The 18,256-nt window shown below is 63.6% G+C and carries 11 protein-coding genes; 6 read left to right on the forward strand and 5 right to left on the reverse strand.

Annotated features, from left to right (window positions below):
* Positions 1-101 precede the first annotated feature (101 nt).
* From gcvH to ACOSV0_RS19905, 5 genes are all read left to right on the forward strand, one after another.
* Positions 102-482 carry a glycine cleavage system protein GcvH gene (gcvH, locus tag ACOSV0_RS19885; protein ID WP_434107829.1) on the forward strand — a complete coding sequence of 127 codons (381 nt, stop codon included), beginning with the start codon at positions 102-104 and terminating at the stop codon, positions 480-482.
* Between the two features lie 94 nt (positions 483-576).
* Positions 577-3,513: an aminomethyl-transferring glycine dehydrogenase gene (gene gcvP, locus ACOSV0_RS19890; protein WP_434107830.1), complete on the forward strand. Its 2,937-nt coding sequence runs from the start codon at positions 577-579 to the stop codon at positions 3,511-3,513.
* 117 nt (positions 3,514-3,630) lie between these two features.
* Positions 3,631-4,761, forward strand: a complete 1,131-nt coding sequence (locus ACOSV0_RS19895; protein WP_434107831.1) for an alginate lyase family protein — start codon at positions 3,631-3,633, stop codon at positions 4,759-4,761.
* Positions 4,762-4,789: 28 nt separating this feature from the next.
* Positions 4,790-6,178 carry an L-serine ammonia-lyase gene (locus ACOSV0_RS19900; RefSeq protein ID WP_434107833.1) on the forward strand — a complete coding sequence of 463 codons (1,389 nt, stop codon included), beginning with the start codon at positions 4,790-4,792 and terminating at the stop codon, positions 6,176-6,178.
* Between the two features lie 53 nt (positions 6,179-6,231).
* A complete protein-coding gene (locus ACOSV0_RS19905) occupies positions 6,232-7,941 on the forward strand; it encodes a thiamine pyrophosphate-binding protein (protein WP_434107834.1) in 1,710 nt (569 codons plus the stop codon).
* Between the two features lie 139 nt (positions 7,942-8,080).
* On the opposite strand, the gene ACOSV0_RS19910 is transcribed toward ACOSV0_RS19905, so the two are convergent.
* Together ACOSV0_RS19910 and putA are read right to left on the reverse strand one after the other, a co-directional pair.
* On the reverse strand, positions 8,081-9,229 hold the full coding sequence (locus tag ACOSV0_RS19910) for a branched-chain amino acid ABC transporter substrate-binding protein (protein ID WP_434107835.1): 1,149 nt from the start codon (positions 9,227-9,229) through the stop codon (positions 8,081-8,083).
* 90 nt (positions 9,230-9,319) lie between these two features.
* A complete protein-coding gene (gene putA, locus ACOSV0_RS19915; RefSeq protein WP_434107836.1) occupies positions 9,320-13,261 on the reverse strand; it encodes a trifunctional transcriptional regulator/proline dehydrogenase/L-glutamate gamma-semialdehyde dehydrogenase in 3,942 nt (1,313 codons plus the stop codon).
* Between the two features lie 311 nt (positions 13,262-13,572).
* On the opposite strand from putA, the gene ACOSV0_RS19920 reads away from it, so the two are divergent.
* Positions 13,573-13,743 (forward strand): hypothetical protein, encoded by a 171-nt coding sequence (locus ACOSV0_RS19920; RefSeq protein WP_434107838.1) that lies wholly within the window; start codon positions 13,573-13,575, stop codon positions 13,741-13,743.
* 125 nt (positions 13,744-13,868) lie between these two features.
* Here the strand turns inward: ACOSV0_RS19920 and ACOSV0_RS19925 are convergent, their stop codons facing one another.
* The 3 genes from ACOSV0_RS19925 to ACOSV0_RS19935 all read right to left on the reverse strand — a co-directional run bounded on the left by ACOSV0_RS19925 (position 13,869) and on the right by ACOSV0_RS19935 (position 17,952).
* Positions 13,869-14,105 carry a hypothetical protein gene (locus ACOSV0_RS19925; protein ID WP_434107839.1) on the reverse strand — a complete coding sequence of 79 codons (237 nt, stop codon included), beginning with the start codon at positions 14,103-14,105 and terminating at the stop codon, positions 13,869-13,871.
* Positions 14,105-15,535: a YeiH family protein gene (locus ACOSV0_RS19930; RefSeq protein WP_434107840.1), complete on the reverse strand. Its 1,431-nt coding sequence runs from the start codon at positions 15,533-15,535 to the stop codon at positions 14,105-14,107. Before ACOSV0_RS19930 ends, ACOSV0_RS19925 begins: the two co-directional genes overlap by 1 nt.
* Positions 15,536-15,705: 170 nt before the next feature.
* A complete protein-coding gene (locus ACOSV0_RS19935; RefSeq protein WP_434107842.1) occupies positions 15,706-17,952 on the reverse strand; it encodes a primosomal protein N' in 2,247 nt (748 codons plus the stop codon).
* Positions 17,953-18,256: the final 304 nt, after the last annotated feature.

Genomic DNA, 18,256 nt, shown 5'->3' on the forward strand with positions numbered 1-18,256 from the left:
GTCCCCTTGGGGGATTGCCCCGTCGGGGGCCTGGCGCGAAGCGACAGGTTTGGGGGCCCTTTATTAAGTTCATACCGAATCACACCGCATAGGAGCATCCGATGAGCATCCCGGCCGATCTGAAATACACCGAATCGCACGAGTGGGTCCGCACCGAAGCGGACGGCACGCTGACGGTCGGCATCACCGACCACGCGCAGGAAGCGCTCGGCGACATCGTCTTCTTCGAAGTCCAGGAACTGGGCAAGACCGTCGACGCTGGCGACACCGTCGCCGTGATCGAGTCGGTGAAGGCCGCTTCCGATATCTACGCACCGGTTGCGGGCGAAATCATCGAAGCGAATCCGGCCGTCGCCGATACGCCGGATGGCGTCAACAGCGCGCCGTACGAGAACTGGCTCTTCAAGATCAAGCCGGCTGCGGACGCATCGCTGGACCGTCTGATCGACGCGGACGCGTACTCGAAGTCGATCGGCGCCTGATTCACCGCAAGCTGCACCATTACGTTTAAACCCGACAGGCGCGGCGCGTCCGATTCAATCGTCGAACGGATGCCCGCACCGGCAGGAACACCTCATGAAGCTCGAACACCCGGATCGTCTGATGAACCGCACTCCTCTCTCGCTCGCCGCGCTCGAAGTGCACGATGCCTTCGCCGAACGGCACATCGGCCCGGATTCGGCCGACCAGCAAGCGATGCTCGAAGCCCTCGGCTTCGCGTCGCGCGCCGCGCTGATCGACGCCGTCATTCCGAAGACGATCCGCCGCACCGAAACGCTGCCGCTCGGCCCCTTCGCCCAGCCGAAGAGCGAAGCGGAAGCGCTCGCCGCGCTGCGTGAGCTGGCGGACAAGAATCAGGTGTTCCGCTCGTACATCGGGCAGGGTTACTACAACGCGCACACCCCGGCGGTGATCCTGCGCAACGTGCTGGAAAATCCGGCGTGGTACACCGCGTACACGCCGTATCAGCCGGAAATCTCGCAGGGCCGTCTGGAAGCGCTGCTGAACTTCCAGCAGATGATTGTCGACCTGACGGGCCTGGCGATCTCGAACGCCTCGCTGCTCGACGAAGCCACCGCCGCTGCCGAAGCGATGACGCTGCTGCAACGCGTCGGCAAGCCGAAGTCGAACGTGTTCTACGTTGCCGACGACGTGCTGCCGCAAACCATCGAAGTGGTGAAAACACGCGCCACGCCGGTTGGCATTGAAGTGAAAGTGGGCCCGGCTGCGGAAGCCGCGAACGCAAATGCGTTCGGCGTGCTGCTGCAATACCCGGGCGTGAACGGCGACGTGCGCGACTACCGCGCACTTGCCGATGCGATCCACGCAGCAGGCGGCCACGTGGTGGTCGCGGCCGATCTGCTCGCGCTGACCGTTTTGACGCCGCCGGGCGAATGGGGCGCGGACGTGGCCGTCGGCAACACGCAGCGCTTTGGCGTGCCGGTCGGTTTCGGCGGCCCGCACGCGGCGTACCTCGCCGTGCGCGATGAATTCAAGCGTCAGATGCCGGGCCGTCTGGTCGGCGTGACCGTCGATGCGCAAGGCAATCCGGCGCTGCGTCTCGCGCTGCAAACGCGCGAACAACATATCCGCCGCGAGAAGGCGACCTCGAACGTGTGTACCGCGCAGGCGCTGCTCGCGATCATGGCCAGCATGTACGCCGTCTATCACGGCCCGCACGGCCTGAAAACGATTGCGCTGCGCGTGAACCGCATCGCTGCATTGCTGGCTGAAGGCGCGAAGCAACTCGGCTATACGCTCGTCAACGAAACCTTCTTCGATACGCTCACGTTCGAAGCCGGCGCTCGCACGCAAGCGCTGCATGACGCCGCGAAGGCAAAGCGCATCAACCTGCGCCGCGTCAGCGACACGCAAGTCGGTCTGTCGATCGACGAAACCACGACGCGTCACGATCTGGCTGATCTGCTCGCCGTGTTTGCACAGGCAGCAGGTGCAAAAGACGTGCCGCAAGTCGACGCACTCGACACAGCCATCGCCGCGTCGAACACCGCGTCGGTGCCCGCCGAGCTGGAACGCACCAGCGCGTACCTCACGCACCACGTGTTCAACCGTCATCATTCTGAAACGGAAATGCTGCGCTATCTGCGCAGCCTGTCGGACAAGGATTTGGCACTCGACCGCTCGATGATCCCGCTCGGCTCCTGCACGATGAAGCTGAACGCGACCTCGGAAATGCTGCCGGTCACGTGGCCCGAATTCGGTCAGATCCACCCGTTCGCACCGGCTGAGCAAACCGTCGGCTACCGCGAAATGATCGATCAGCTCGAAGAGATGCTGGTCGCGGCCACGGGTTACGCGGCGGTGTCGCTGCAACCAAATGCCGGCTCACAAGGCGAATACGCGGGTCTGCTGATCATCCACGCTTATCACGCGTCGCGCGGCGAAGCGCATCGCAACGTCTGCCTGATTCCCGCTTCGGCGCACGGCACGAACCCGGCGTCGGCGCAAATGGCCGGCATGCAGGTGGTCGTGGTGGCATGCGACGCGCAAGGCAACGTCGATATCGAAGACCTGAAGAAGAAGGCCGATCAGCACGCCGACAAGCTCGCGGCAATCATGATCACGTACCCGTCCACGCACGGCGTGTTCGAGGCGAACGTCCGCGAAATCTGCGAGATCGTGCATGCGCACGGCGGCCAGGTCTATGTGGACGGCGCGAACATGAACGCCATGGTCGGGCTGTGCGCGCCGGGCCAGTTCGGCGGCGACGTCTCGCACCTGAATCTGCACAAAACCTTCTGCATTCCGCACGGCGGCGGCGGACCGGGCGTCGGTCCGGTCGCGGTCGGCGCGCATCTCGCGCAATTCCTGCCGAATCAGATTTCGTCGGGCTATGAGCGCGCGCCGAACGGTATCGGCGCCGTGTCGGGCGCACCGTACGGTTCCGCGTCGATCCTGCCGATTTCGTGGATGTACATCGCGATGATGGGCGCGAAGAACCTCACCGCAGCCACCGAAACCGCGATCCTCAACGCCAACTACGTCGCGAACAAACTCGCGCCGCATTACCCGGTGCTGTATTCGGGTCCGGGCGGACTGGTCGCGCACGAGTGCATTCTCGATCTGCGTCCGATCAAGGACACCAGCGGCATTACCGTCGACGACGTCGCCAAGCGCCTCGCCGACTACGGCTTCCACGCCCCGACCATGAGCTTCCCGGTGCCGGGCACGCTGATGGTCGAGCCGACCGAATCGGAATCGAAGGAAGAACTCGACCGCTTCATCGAAGCGATGATCGCGATCCGCGAGGAAATTCGCGCTGTGGAAGACGGCCGCTCGGATCGCGAAGACAATCCGCTGAAACATGCGCCGCATACGGCGGCGGCGGTCATCGCGAACGACTGGAAGCATGCGTATGCGCGCGAAACCGCCGCGTATCCGCTGCCCACGCTGATCGCGAAGAAGTACTGGCCACCGGTCGGCCGGGCGGACAACGTGTACGGCGACCGCAATCTGTTCTGCTCCTGCGTGCCGATCGCCGATTACGAGTAAGCGGGGCCGCAAACCGCGCATCGCCTGACGGTTGTAAGCAGGCGTTGCGCGGTTCTGTCGCTTGTGTCCGCAAACGGCTAACATCACACACCGAATCAGCCTAACGAGGAGTTTCGCATGGCGCGAAAGGTGCGATTGATGCAAAGCCGGACCGAAGCAAGGCGAGCCCAGACGTGGCAACAGACTTGCACACTGTTGCTGGCAGGCGCGGCGGTGCTGCTGCCGCTGCGGCAGGCGCAGGCTGCAATGAATTTTTGTGCGGCGCCCGCGCTGCAAACCAGCGAGCGCACGAATGCCGATCCAGGGGTCAAAGCACTGGTGAGCAACGTGCAGGCGCATCTGAACGACCCGCCGCGTGCGCTGGCGAAGCTGCATACCGAAGGCACGCTGCCGCATGAAGGCATCTACGATCAGAGCGTCGAAGCGGAGAAGGATCTCGATCTGCTGCGCGACGCCGCGCTCGCATGGCGCGCGACCAGCGACGACCGCTATCTGAAACTGGTCGACCGCTTGCTGTATGCGTGGGTCACGACTTATCAACCCAGTTTCAATCCGATCGACGAAACCCATTTCGAAGGCCTGATCCTAGCCTACGACATGACCGCGAGCGCGCTGCCGGTGAAAACGCGCAATGCATCGATGGCGTTCCTGACCAAGCTCGCGAACGGCTACATCGGCCAGATCGACGCACAGCCGCGGCCGCTCAAAGGCACGTTTAAGAACAACTGGCAAAGCCACCGGATCAAACTGATCTCGATGGCCGCGTTCACGCTGGATAACCGCAAGATGATCAACGCGGCGCAGCGCCTGTTCGACGAGCATATCGGCGACAACATCGCGCCGGACGGCTCGACCTTCGACTTCGGCGAACGCGACGCGCTGCACTACGTCACCTACGATCTGCAGCCGCTCGTGACCGCCGCGCTCGCCGCGCGCCGCCACAACCGCAACTGGTTGCCGGAGAAGGGGACGAACGGTGCGTCGCTGGCAGCCGCGTTGAACTGGCTCACGCCGTACGCGGACGGCAGCAAGACGCATGAAGAATTCGTGCATTCGAGCGTCCCGTTCGATGCTAAACGTCGCGAGGCCGGTTTGCCCGGCTATTCGGGTCAATGGGATCCGAAAAACGCGACGGAACTGTTTCACCTGGCGGCGCGTCTCGATGGACGCTATACGCCGATCGCGCTGCAGCTCGCACCGACGCCACCCGCGTGGCTCGCCGTGTGTTTGCCGCTGCCGGCGCGCTAAACTAACTTTTATCAGCAGGGAGCAGTAAATGGCAGTCAGCGTGTTCGACCTCTTCAAAATCGGCATTGGTCCGTCCAGTTCGCATACGGTTGGGCCGATGCGCGCGGCGCTGATGTTCGCGCAAGGGCTCGAACGCGACGGGCTGCTTGCGGCGACGGCTTCGGTGAAAGTCGATCTGTACGGGTCGCTCGGCGCGACCGGCAAAGGGCACGGCACCGATCGCGGCGTGATGCTCGGTTTGATGGGCGACGCGCCCGACACAGTCGATCCGGATACGATCGCGCAGCGGCTGGAAGCGGTAAAGACATCGCGCAAGCTCGCCTTGCTCGGCACGCACGACGTGCCGTTCGTGCAAAAAGATCACATTTCGTTTTATCGCCAGGCGCTATCCGAGCATCCGAACGGCCTGAAACTGCGCGCGTTCGATGCAGAAGGCGAGACGCTGCGCGAGTCGACGTATCTGTCGGTAGGCGGCGGTTTTGTGGTGACGGCTGGTGCGCCGAATACGAAGGTGCTGAGCGCCGTCGAACAATTGCCGCATTCGTTCCGCAGCGGCGGCGAATTGCTCGCGCTGTGCAAATCGACCGGCAAAAGCATTGCGCAACTGATGTGGGAAAACGAACGCGTCTGGCACACGGAAGAAGAGACCCGTGCGGGCTTGCTGAAGATCTGGGGCGTGATGCAGTCGTGCGTGTCGCGCGGTTGCGGTATCAACAATCCGGATGCCGAAGGTACGTTGCCCGGTCCGTTCCAGGTGAAGCGCCGCGCGCCGCAGTTGTATCGCGCGTTGTCGGGCAATCCTGAGCTGGCGCTGCGCGATCCGCTCTCGATGGTCGACTGGATCAATCTCTACGCCATCGCCGTCAATGAAGAAAACGCTGCGGGCGGCCGCGTGGTCACGGCGCCGACCAATGGCGCGGCCGGCATCATTCCCGCCGTGCTGCATTACTACACGCGTTTCATGCCGGGTTCGAACGAGCAGGGCGTGATCGACTTCCTGATGACAGCCGCGGCAATCGGCATTCTGTATAAGCTGAACGCGTCGATTTCAGGCGCGGAAGTAGGGTGCCAGGGCGAAGTCGGCGTAGCCTGTTCGATGGCCGCGGGCGCGCTCGCGGCGGTGATGGGCGGCACGCCCGAGCAAGTCGAAAATGCCGCCGAAATCGGCATGGAGCATAACCTCGGGCTGACGTGCGATCCGGTCGGCGGGATGGTGCAGATTCCGTGTATCGAACGCAACGCAATGGGCTCGGTAAAAGCCGTGAACGCCGCGCGCATGGCGCTGCGCGGTGACGGCACACATTACGTGTCGCTGGACTCTGTGATCAAGACGATGATGCAGACCGGCGCGGATATGAAGACCAAGTACAAGGAAACGTCGCGCGGCGGGTTGGCGGTAAATATTGTGGAGTGTTGAGAAGGCCACTGCCGCCCGTCGCACCCATCGCAACGCATGGAGGCTTCATCGCAATGCCGCTCGCTTCTGACTCTCCTTCCACCGCCCAAACCACCGGCGCGCGCCTCGTCGTCGACGCCTTGCTGACGCATGGCGTCGAACGTGTTTTTTGCGTACCTGGCGAGAGTTTTCTCGCCGTGCTCGATTCGCTACACGACGAAACCGACCGCATCCAGACCATCGTCTGCCGGCACGAAGCGGCGGCCGCGAACATGGCCGAAGCCGTCGGCAAATTGACCGGCCGGCCGGGCGTCGCGATCGTCACGCGCGGACCGGGCGCAACGCATGCATCGATCGGCGTGCACACCGCGTTTCAGGACTCCACGCCGATGATCCTGCTGATCGGCCAATGCGCGCGAGAGCATCTCGACCGTGAGGCCTTCCAGGAAATCGACTACCGGCGCATGTTCGGGCAGATGGCCAAGTGGGTCGCGCAAATCGACGACCCGAAGCGCATTCCCGAATATCTGAGCCATGCGTTTCACACGGCGACGTCGGGGCGGCCGGGGCCAGTCGTGTTGTCGTTGCCGGAAGATGTGTTGAGCGACGCGTGTGAGCTTGTGGCCGGCGCGCCCGCGTACAAGCGTGTGGCGGCGTCGCCGTCTGCAGCGCAAATCGAAGAGCTGCGCCAATTGCTGGAAGGCGCGAAACGGCCGATGGTGATCGCAGGCGGCAGCGGTTGGACACCAGCAGCATGTGCAGACCTGCAACGCTTCGTCGAGAATTGGCAATTGCCGATCGGCCTCGCGTTCCGCTTCCAGGACACGCTCGATAACGAGCATCCGAACTACGCGGGTGATGTCGGCCTCGGCATCAATCCGGCGCTTGCACAACGCATCCGCGACGCAGACTTGCTGCTCACGCTGGGCCCGCGACTAGGTGAAGCAACAACCAACGGCTACACGCTGCTCGACATCCCGAAGACAAAGCAAACGCTGGTGCACGTGCATCAAGGCGCTGAAGAACTCGGACGCGTCTACGCCGCGGATCTGCCAATCGTCTCCGGCATGCCGGAGCTGGCAGCGCAGCTTGCGGCGTTGAAGCCGTCTTCCGACAAGCTCGCATGGGCCGGCGCCGCGGAAGAGGCGCATCGCGCGTATCTCGACTGGCGCAAACCTCGCCCAATCCCCGGCGACGTGCAAATGGGCGAAGTGATCCAGCAATTGCGCGCGCATCTGCCGGAAGACGCGATCCTCACCAACGGTGCGGGCAATTACGCGACGTGGCTGCATCGGCATTTTTCGTATCGGCATTTCCGCTCGCAACTCGCGCCGACCAGTGGCGCGATGGGTTACGGCGTACCGGCTGCGATTGCTGCGAAGTCGGTGTACCCGCAACGGGCCGTGGTTGCGTTAGCCGGCGACGGTTGCTTCATGATGTCCGCGCAGGAACTCGCGACGGCAATGCAGTACGACCTGCATGTGATTTTCATCGTCGTGAATAACAGCCACTTTGGCACGATCCGGATGCATCAGGAACGGCATTATCCGAATCGCGTGCATGGTACGGGTCTCACGAATCCGGACTTCGCGGCATTCGCGAAGTCGTTCGGCGCGCATGGGGAGACTGTGGAGCGGACTGAGGATTTTCTGCCTGCGTTGCAGCGTTCGGTGGAAGCGAAGCGCGCGGCGGTGATCGAGATTCGTATGCCGCAGGAGGCGAGCACGCCGGGGGCGACGTTGGAGCAGATTCGCGAGCAGGGGAGGAAGCTGCGAGGGGAGTGATGAAGTTGCGTGGCGGCTGGCACGTATAGCGAAACGCTAAAGAAAAAGCCCTGCGGTTCAGAAGAACCGCAGGGCTTTTTTCGTTTCGAGTGCCACACTAAAACCGCGCGCGGCACTCAAGTGCTCAAGCAAAAATAGCTTACTTCCCGCCCACGCTTTGCAGCGTCGTCCACTTGCCGTCGACAACCTTGTACAGCGTGATGCCGCCGTTCTTCAGGTCGCCCTTGCCGTCGTACGCGAGGTTCGCTGCCGTCACTGCCGGCATCGAGGTCTTTGCGAGCAGCGGCAGATACTTGGCCGGATCGGTCGAGTTAGCCTTCTTCATAGCGTCGAACATGGCCATTGCGCCATCGTAAGCGTACGGCGAGTACGTTTGCACGTCTTCGTTGAAGCGCTTCTTGTACTTCGCGACATAGTCCTTGCCGCCCGGCATTTCTTCCAGCGGCAAGCCGGCCAGCGATGCCACCGTGCCGTTCGCTGCGTCACCCGCGATCTGGATGAACGTCGGCGTGTGGACCATTTCGCCGCCCATCAGCGGCGCCTTGATGCCCAGTGCCTTCATCTGCTTGACCATCGGTGCCGCTTGCGAATCCGCGCCGCCGTAGTAGATCAGGTCCGGCTGGACCGACTTCAGCTTGGTCAGGATCGACTTGAAGTCGACAGCCTTGTCGTTCGTGTATTCACGATCGACGATCGAGCCGCCCGCAGCCTTCGCTGCCTTCTCGAACTGATCAGCCAGACCCTGGCCGTAAGCCGTGCGGTCGTCGACGATCGCGATCTTCTTCACGCCCAACGTCTTCACCGCGAACGTGCCGGCGACCGAACCTTGCTGCGTGTCGGACGTCATCATGCGGAACGTGGTCTTGAAGCCTTGTTGCGTGTACTCAGGCGCCGTCGCCATGGCGATTTCGGGGATGCCCGCGTTCGCGTAGATGCGCGAAGCCGGAATCGTGGTGCCCGAGTTGAAGTGGCCCAGCATGCCCTTGATGCCGTCATCCACCAGCTTTTGTGCAACGGTCGTACCGGTGCGCGGGTCAGCCTGGTCGTCGGCCGAATCCAGCACGAAGCGAACCGGCTTGCCGCCGATCACCGGCTTGGTTGCGTTCATGTCTTCCACAGCCAGCGTGATGCCGTTCTGGAAGTCCTTACCGTAGTGCGCCTGTGCGCCCGTCATCGGACCGGCAAAGCCGATCTTCACGTCTTCGGTCGATTGAGCGTTGGCCGTCCCCGCCAGCGACATTGCCGCAACCAGCGCTGCGCCTGCCAGCTGTTTCATTTTGTGTTGCATAGCTTCTCCTTGGTACCAGGTGTGGATGGAGCGGTTTTTCGGGGTCGCCGTACCGCTTCCGTTTTATTGAAAAGGATCAATGAGGTTCGCTCAACCGATCGTCATCAAATTCGCATTACCGCCTGCTGCTGCCGTATTCACGCTGACCGAGCGTTCCGTCAGCAGACGCTCGAGTGCATAGTCCTCGTCGCCGCTCTCCAGCGCGCGCGCCGCGACGCCCTGTACCGAAACAATCGGCCCCGGACGTTTCGCAACCTCTTTCACCAGCGCCAGCAGTTCGTCGCTATCGCCTTCGAACAGCACCGCGTCGAACGGCGTATCGGCGCTCTTCTTCACGCTCGCGTACGACTTCAACGCGGCGGGCAACTGCGACACCAATTGTTCACCAGCCGCCCCTTCGAACAAGGCGCGATTTCCCGTAGCCAGCGCCGCGGCAAACTGCACGCGCGCACCGCTCGCCGTCGATGCGACACACAGCACCGTGCCGCGCGCGCCCAGCGTGTAGGTGTTGCGCTCGCCGGTGGGGCCCGACAATACCGCAGTGGCGCCCGCCGGCACATGCGACAGATACCCGTCGCAGCGTGCGGCCAGCACCGGTTGCTGTTCGCTGATCAGCCAGTCGCGCAGCGCCGTCAAGGCAGCGGACGGACTGTCGCCGCGATTATCCCCGTTCGAGCCGGTTTGCGGCACTTCGACGATCAGCGACTGCGCCAGCGACTTCGGCAAACCGGCCGGACGCGTGGCCAGCAGACGTTGCAGATACAGCGCGCCGCCTGCCTTCGGACCCGTGCCCGACAAACCTTCGCCACCGAACGGCTGAACACCCACCACCGCGCCGATCACGTTGCGGTTCACGTAGATATTGCCGACATGCGCGCGGCTGATCACATGAGCGATCGTTTCGTCGATCCGCGTGTGAATGCCGAGCGTCAGGCCGTAACCCGTCGTGCGGATCTGTTCGAGCAGCTTGTCCAACTGACTGCGGCGGTAACGCACCACATGCAGCACCGGGCCGAACACTTCACGCTTCAATTCGTCGATGCTGTCGAGCTCGATCAGCGTCGGCGGAACAAACGTGCCTTGCGCGCCGCCTTCCGGCATCGGCAGTTGCTCGATCTTGCGGCCTTTCTCGCGCATCGCCGCGACGTGCGCGTCGATGCCGCGCTTCGCGTCGAGGTCGATCACCGGGCCGACGTCGATCGACAGACGGTCCGGATTGCCCACCGACAGTTCGCGCATCGCGCCCGTCAGCATTTCCAGCGTGCGGTCCGCCACATCTTCCTGCAGACAGAGAACGCGCAGCGCGGAACACCGTTGACCGGCGGAATCGAACGACGACTGCAGCACGTCCGCGACCACCTGTTCGGCGAGCGCCGACGAATCGACGATCATCGCGTTCTGGCCGCCGGTTTCGGCGATCAGCGGAATCGGCTTGCCTTCCGGATCGAGGCGGTTCGACAGCGTCTTGTTGATCAGACGCGCGACTTCGGTCGAACCGGTGAACATCACGGCGCGGGTACGCGGATCGGCGACCAGCGCTGCACCGACCGTTTCGCCGTCGCCCGGCAGCAGTTGCACCGCGCCCGCCGGCACGCCGGCTTCGCGCAGAATACGCACGGCTTGCGCGGCGATCAGCGGCGTTTGTTCAGCCGGCTTCGCGAGCACGGTGTTACCTGCCGCCAAAGCCGCGGCCACCTGGCCCATGAAAATCGCCAGCGGAAAGTTCCACGGACTGATACACACCACCGGACCGAGCGGGCGGTGCGTGTCGTTGGAAAACTCGCTGCGGATCTGCGTCGAGTAATAGCGCAGGAAGTCGATCGCTTCGCGGATTTCCGCGACCGCGTTCGCCAGCGACTTGCCGGCTTCACGCACCACGAGCCCCATCAGCGTGTGCATCTGCGCTTCGAGGAGATCGGCGGCACGCGCGAGGCAATCGGCACGGGCATCGACCGGTGTGGCTTGCCAGATCGGTGCGGCGGCGACCGCGTGTGCCAAAGCAGCGCTCACGTGTTCCGAGGTCGCATCGACGACCGTGCCGACGAGGTCCCGATGATCGGCCGGATTACGCACATCACGCGCGACGCCGACGGCGATCTCGTTGTCTTCGAGCATCGGCGTGGCGCGCCACGGATGATGCGCGCTCGCCAGCAACGCCGACGACAGCGACGCCAGACGATGTTCGTTCGACAGGTCGAGACCCATCGAATTGAGACGCTCGGCGCCGAACAGATTGCGCGGCAACGGAATCTTCGCGTGCGGGGCGCCGAGCGGAACGACCTTCGACGCTTCATCGACCGGATCGGCGATCAGGTCCTTGATCGCGACGCTTTCATCGGCAATGCGGTTCACGAACGACGTGTTCGCGCCGTTTTCCAGCAGACGGCGCACGAGATACGCGAGCAGCGTTTCATGCGTGCCGACTGGCGCATAGACGCGGCACGGACGATTCAGCTTGTCGCGGCCCGTCACTTCTTCATACAACGGCTCGCCCATGCCATGCAGGCACTGGAACTCGTACTGGCCGGGATAGTAGTTATTGCCCGCGAGGTGATAGATCGCCGACAGCGTGTGCGCGTTGTGCGTGGCGAACTGCGGATAGACCGCATCCGGCGCGCCGAGCAGCTTCTTCGCGCAGGCGAGGTACGACACGTCCGTGTAGATCTTGCGCGTGTAGACCGGATAGCCTTCGAGGCCGTCCACCTGCGCACGCTTGATTTCGGTATCCCAGTACGCGCCCTTCACGAGGCGCACCATGATGCGGTGACGGCTGCGGCGCGCCAGATCGACAATGTAATCGATCACGAACGGGCAGCGCTTCTGATACGCCTGCACCACGAAACCGATGCCGTTCCAGCCGGCCAGTTCCGGATCGAAGCACAGCGCTTCGAGCAGATCGAGCGAGATCTCGAGGCGGTCGGCTTCTTCGGCGTCGATGTTCAGGCCGATGTCGTAACGGCGCGCGAGGATCGCCAGCGAGCGCACGCGCGGCAGCAGTTCGCTCATCGTGCGTTCCTGCTGCGAACGCGAATAGCGTGCGTGCAATGCCGACAGCTTGATCGAGATGCCCGGGCCTTCGTAAATGCCGCGGCCGCCCGCAGCCTTGCCGATCGCGTGGATCGCCTGTTCGTACGAGGCGTAGTAGCGTTGCGCGTCGGCTTCAGTGGTGGCCGCTTCGCCGAGCATGTCGTACGAGTAGCGGAAGCCGCGTGCTTCGTACTTGCGGCTATTCGCCAGCGCTTCGGAGATGTTCTCGCCGGTGACGAACTGCTCGCCCATCAGGCGCATCGCCATGTCGACGCCCTTGCGGATCAGCGGCTCGCCGCCCTTGCCGATCAGACGCGTAAGCGCTGACGAGAGGCTCGCCTCGCTGTTCGTCCCCACCAGCTTGCCGGTGATCATCAAGCCCCACGTCGCGGCGTTGACGAACAGCGACGGCGCCTGGCCGACGTGCGATTTCCAGTCGCCCTTGCTGATCTTGTCGCGGATCAGCGCATCGCGCGTGGCCCGATCGGGAATGCGCAGCAGCGCTTCGGCGAGGCACATCAGCGCGACGCCCTCCTGGCTCGACAGCGAGAATTCGTGAATCAGCCCTTCGACGCCGCCGCCCTTGCTCTTGGTGCGCAGCGTTTCGACCAGCTTGCCGGCCATGGCCTGCACGTCGCCCGCGAGATTCGCCGGCAGACGCGCCTGGCCGATCAGGAACGGCAAACATTCCGGCTCAGGACGGCGGTACGCAGCGGTGATCGCCGCGCGCAGCACCGACTGCGGTTGCACGTTCTGCGCGAATTCGAGGAACGGATGCGACGCACCGTCTTCCTCCTGCTCCACCGTGGCGCCGTCGGCCAGATCGGCCGAACCGGTGTGGCCCGACAATTCAGGCGGCAATTGACCATGCTCGATCTTTTCAAGGTATGCGAAGATCGCCTGCTTGATCAGCCAGTGCGGAGTGCGTTCGAGGCGGGTGGCGGCATCTTTCAGCCGGGAACGCAGGAGGTCGTCAACCTTGACGCCGAGGGTGGTGCTAGCCATGTTTCCTTCTTCGAAGGCCAGACGAAATTGCTGGCGAAAGACTAAAAGTTGAGCGAATCGTACGCTTCCCAATAAAAAGGTGCAACCATGCGGCACGCATGGTTGCACCTTGGTGGAAGCCTTATGCAGTGGGGGTTTGCGGCGGGTCGCGCCGGACGTGGCGAGGGCGGTTGCGATCAGTACTTTCCCTGGCGTGATTCTTTTCGCTTTTACCCTTATCAGATTGCGCGGCGTGCCGTTATACAGACATGGGTAGTCGCGGCCGCAAGGCAAGCACAAAAAACGGTACGGGGTTTTAGAGGACTGGCGAAATGGAAAAGTGGTTGGTGGTATTGGGTATCTGGGCGATGTGCGCGACCTGCGCGGTGCTGTTTATCCGCGGGGCGACAGGTGGCTCGGACAAACGCGCGGATCTGGAAAAGAGCCCGCGCCCGGCATCGCGCGCATCGGCTGGCGATGTGCGGGCAGCTTTGAACGATTGAGTAGCCAAGGCCAGCGACAGGCGATAGAAATAGCGACGCCGGTTCCGACTGACACAGCGAACAGTGAATATGCGCCGCCCGGCTCAACCGGCGGCGGCACAAGCACGTGTGTCAGTCATGCGGCATCAGCTTGGCTTGAACTGAGCGCAGGTGTCGTCGGGCGAAACGAGCTGGTCGTGCAAACGACATAGCCGGCTGTCCGCCACACTCGCGCCGAACCCGGAACTGAACACAGCGAGACCCGGAATGCTCTGCTCCAGTGAATGCCGATCCTCGGCGCGATACCGGCAGCTTGCACAGCGCGGCGCACACGCGTCGCCGCGTGCGTGGGCCGTGCCGGCGATGCGGACAGCCTCGCTCATCACGAGCCCTGCCCCAAGCTATTCCAGTACGGTGCGAACACGTGCGCGGACAGCGCGTAGCCGATGGCGATATTGACGATCACGCCCGCCGTAAAGGCGAGGAACGGCTTCAGGCCGGTGGCCGAAAGCGCACGCAGTCGCGTGGTCAATCCGATGCTCAGGAAACAGAATGTGAACGCCCACGTGCGCAGCGCGGTAATCGGCGCGACGAATTCAGGCGTGACGACCTTGCGGTAGTCGGCCAACGAATAGTGGCTGGCGATCCATGTCACCAGCGCCGACGCGATCACGAAGCCGATCACGAATTTCGGAAAGCGCGCCCAGATTTCACCCGCATTGGCCGTGGCTTTGACGCCGCTGTCCTGCGATTCCCAGCGCGTCGTCGCGACAATCGCCAGCACGAACGCCCAGATGCCGATCCAGATATCCCGGCCGACCACCTTCATCAACGTGAATGCCTGCAGCGACGCCTCGGGCGCGCCGGCAATCACGCCGCCCGCGTGCTTCGCGAAATCGCCGTAGGCTTGCGCGGCCGCGATACCCGCGGCGTCGGCGAATTCGGACGTGCCGATCCACGCGCCCGCCACCGCCGTCGACAGACCCAGCGAACGCGATGCGAACGGCAGCACGAAAATCATCACGATCGCCCACAACACGACCAGCGTGATCGCCACCGACGCCTGTTCGCGCCTGGCCCGCACCGCGCCGGCAATCGCAATCGCTGCCGACACGCCGCACACCGCGCCGCCCACACCCAGCACGGCCGCAAAACGCCGGTCGAGGCCGAGCGCCTTACCGGCGAAAAAGATCACGAAGAACGTGACGAGCGAGACGATGGTCGCCTGCCCCACCGCGACCGGCCCCGCCCACACCAGCAAGGTGAACGGCAGCGTCGCGCCGAGCAGCACGATGCCGACCTTGATGTAAAACTCCACGCGCAAGCCCGCCGAAAACCACTCCGGCAACTTGAACACATTGGAAATCAACAGGCCGAGCGCCAGCGCGACGAGCGGCGGCTCAAGGTTGTACTTCGACGCATTGACCCACGCGCCCAGCGTAAAGATCAACGCCGATGCGACGAACAGGATCAGGAACGACGCCAGAAAAGCGCCGACCCGCTGTTTCAGCGCAGCGAGACTCACACCGAAGAGCAACGCGAACGCGACGAACAACGCGACATAGTTCGGCAGATGCTTGCCGATGTCCTGGGCGGCCTGTCCCACGCTCGACCATTTGACCGGCGCCACCGCCAGCCACTTGATGCTGCTGCCCGAGGCGAACAGCGCCCAGGCAATCACGATCACCAGCAGGCCGATCCAGACGGCCCACCAGTCTTCCGTCGAAAAGAGTCCGCCGCCGTGCGTGCTGTGGCCGCTGCGCGGTTTGCTGGGCGCGGCGCCGCCAGGCAGCGTCTGGTTGGTATCGCTCATCGCAAATGCCCCGAGAAAGTTAAGGTGCATCGGCGCGGGATGTTTGAGTTTTGCGTGACTATGCGCCGATTCGGCGAAATATAGGCGAGCAAAGTCACAAAACGAAACGACCATTCGCTCTATGAATATGACTTAAAGAAGTAATGCCGCTAAGCGGCCGGCAACCGGCGCTAGATGTCGAGCGGATCGACTTCGAGATTCCAGCGCAGCGCGCCTTTCATGCCGCGCAGCATCGGCTGCCACGCACGCAACGTAGCCTGCAACGCGGCCCGTGACGTGCTCTCGACCAGCAATTGCGCGCGATGCACATGCATCACTTTGACGATGGTGAGCGGCACGGCGTCGTAGACGGTCACGCGCCCGGCGGCAGGAATTTCCGTCAGCGCCGCGGCGGCCTGCTGCAGGAAGGCGAGCGCGGCTTCGAGCGTGCGGCCTTCGGCGCGCAGCAAAGCCTGATAGGCGAACGGCGGCAAATGGGCATCGCGCCGCTCGGCCAGCGTCGAATTGGCAAAGCCGACGTAGTCATGCCGACCCAGCGCGTGATACAGCGCATGACGCGGATAGCGCGTCTGCACCAGCACTTCGCCCGGCAAGCCGGCACGGCCGGCGCGGCCGCTTACCTGCATCAGTTGCGCGAAAAGGCGTTCGCTCGCGCGGAAGTCGTGTGAAAACAAGGCAGTGTCGGCATTCAGCACGCCGACCAGCGACACGCGCTGGAAGTCGTGGCCCTTCGCGATCATCTGCGTACCGACAAGAATGTCGACCTCGCCTGCATGGACATCGGAAAACAGCGCCTGCGCACTGCCTTTGCGGCGCGTGCTGTCGGCGTCAATGCGCAGCACGCGCGCGCCGGGCACCGCGCTCGCCAGCGTTTCTTCGACGCGCTGCGTCCCGCGGCCCATCGGCGCGATATCGACGTTGCCGCACTCCGGACACGAGCGCGGAATGCGCGATTCCCAGCCGCAGTGGTGGCAACGCAGCGCGCGTTCGGGTTTGTGCAACACGACGTAGGCGCTACAGCGCGGACAGCCGGCGACCCAACCGCAGGCATCGCAAGCGAGTTGCGGGGCGTAACCGCGCCGGTTCAGGAACACGAGGCTTTGCTCGCCACGTTCGAGTCTCGCCTTCAACGCAGCGATCAGCGGCCCGGACAAGCCCTCCACCGAGGCCCGCCCACGCCGCCGCTCTTCTTCCAGATCGATCAGCCTGACGGTCGGCAGAACAGCCTCGGCGACGGCGCGGCGCGACAGTGTGAGACGTTTATAGCGCCCCTGATCCGCCTGCCACCAGCTTTCCAGCGACGGCGTGGCCGAGCCGAGCACGACCGGCAAATCGAGTTGCTTGGCGCGATAGATCGCCAGATCGCGCGCTGAATAGCGCAAGCCTTCTTGCTGCTTGTAGGCCGGATCGTGTTCCTCGTCGACGACGATGATCGCGAGTTTTGGCAACGATGCGAGCACCGCGAGCCGCGTGCCGAGCACGATGCGGGCGCGGCCGGTGTGCGCGGCGAACCAGTTGCGGGCCCGTTCGCCTTCTGCGAGACCGCTGTGCAGCGTGACGATCGACGTGCCTTCGAGCGCCGCAAAGCGCGCACGGAAGGCCGACTCGAACTGCGGCGTCAGATTGATTTCAGGGACGAGGACGAGTGCCTGTGCGTCGGGCTTCGCCGCCAGAATCTCGGCGAGCGCACGCAGATACACCTCGGTCTTGCCGCTGCCCGTCACGCCGTGCAGCAGGAAAGGCGCGAAGCCGTTCGCGTCGCGGATCGCTTCGACTGCGCTCGCCTGTTCGTCGGTGAGAGTGGGTAACGTGGGCGCGGGCGTATCCGGCGAAGCGGGGGTGCCGAGCACCTCGGCGGCCTCGATCACCTCCATAGCAACCCAACCTTCGACCTGCCATGCGTCCAGGGTTGCGATGGCTTTGGAGTGGAGTGCGCGAGCGTCGGCAGCGATCAGAAACTCGGCCTCGGCCAGAGCCTGGGCAAGCTTGCGCAATGCGCTGGCGCGCGCGGGCAAAGTTTCCGGCAACGCGGCACGCCCTTCCGCTGTCAGGCTGTAACGTTCTTCCGGTGCAAACAGACGCGACCAGCGTGACGCATCACGCAGCGCTTGCGGTAACGCAGGCAGGGCCACTTCCCCGAGGCCACGCTGATAGTAGTCGGCTGCAAAGGCCGTGAGAGCCAGCCATTCGGCCGACACCGGCGGGCAGGCTGTGCAAACATTGTTGACCGCCCGGAGACGGTCAACCGGCACGTCGCTGTGAGCGGTCACTTCGCATACGAGGCCCACCACGTGACGCTTGCCAAACGGCACGCTCACCAACATGCCCGGCGCGACACGCTCGGGCGTGTCGCAGCGGTAGTCGAACAAAGTCGGCAGCGGATGATCCAGCGCGACGCGGACGAATACTTCGCTCACGCGGCAGTGTGGGCCAGATGAGCGGTTGCGGCACGACGCTGCATCGCGGCACATGCCCGGCAAGCAGCGCCCCCCTCGAAGTTAAAGTAAAACTTCAATTTCGGCGCTAAGTTTTGGATTCGGCTGAACAATTGCAATCGGCCCGCTTGCCTGTGGATAACTTTGTTGAGAACTTCGCCCAGAAGGGCTTGGAACCGCGCCGCAGCGGCCTTCTGTGGGATTCCGCACACTTTGTCGCGGCTCTGTGAAACCCTTGCCAGACAAGGCTTAGATCAAATGCGCCCGCAATGTGCAAGAGCCAGGA

The sequence above is a fragment of the Paraburkholderia caffeinilytica genome (genome assembly GCF_051027425.1).
GTDB lineage: Bacteria > Pseudomonadota > Gammaproteobacteria > Burkholderiales > Burkholderiaceae > Paraburkholderia > Paraburkholderia caffeinilytica_A.

Excerpts from the sequence above, each read along its gene's own strand:
- gcvH (WP_434107829.1), top strand. The coding sequence starts at position 102 with ATGAGCATCCCGGCCGATCTGAAATACACCGAATCGCACGAGTGGGTC.
- gcvP (WP_434107830.1), top strand. The coding sequence starts at position 577 with ATGAAGCTCGAACACCCGGATCGTCTGATGAACCGCACTCCTCTCTCG.
- ACOSV0_RS19895 (WP_434107831.1), top strand. The coding sequence starts at position 3,631 with ATGGCGCGAAAGGTGCGATTGATGCAAAGCCGGACCGAAGCAAGGCGA.
- ACOSV0_RS19900 (WP_434107833.1), top strand. The coding sequence starts at position 4,790 with ATGGCAGTCAGCGTGTTCGACCTCTTCAAAATCGGCATTGGTCCGTCC.
- ACOSV0_RS19905 (WP_434107834.1), top strand. The coding sequence starts at position 6,232 with ATGCCGCTCGCTTCTGACTCTCCTTCCACCGCCCAAACCACCGGCGCG.
- ACOSV0_RS19910 (WP_434107835.1), bottom strand. The coding sequence starts at position 9,229 with ATGCAACACAAAATGAAACAGCTGGCAGGCGCAGCGCTGGTTGCGGCA.
- putA (WP_434107836.1), bottom strand. The coding sequence starts at position 13,261 with ATGGCTAGCACCACCCTCGGCGTCAAGGTTGACGACCTCCTGCGTTCC.
- ACOSV0_RS19920 (WP_434107838.1), top strand. The coding sequence starts at position 13,573 with ATGGAAAAGTGGTTGGTGGTATTGGGTATCTGGGCGATGTGCGCGACC.
- ACOSV0_RS19925 (WP_434107839.1), bottom strand. The coding sequence starts at position 14,105 with ATGAGCGAGGCTGTCCGCATCGCCGGCACGGCCCACGCACGCGGCGAC.
- ACOSV0_RS19930 (WP_434107840.1), bottom strand. The coding sequence starts at position 15,535 with ATGAGCGATACCAACCAGACGCTGCCTGGCGGCGCCGCGCCCAGCAAA.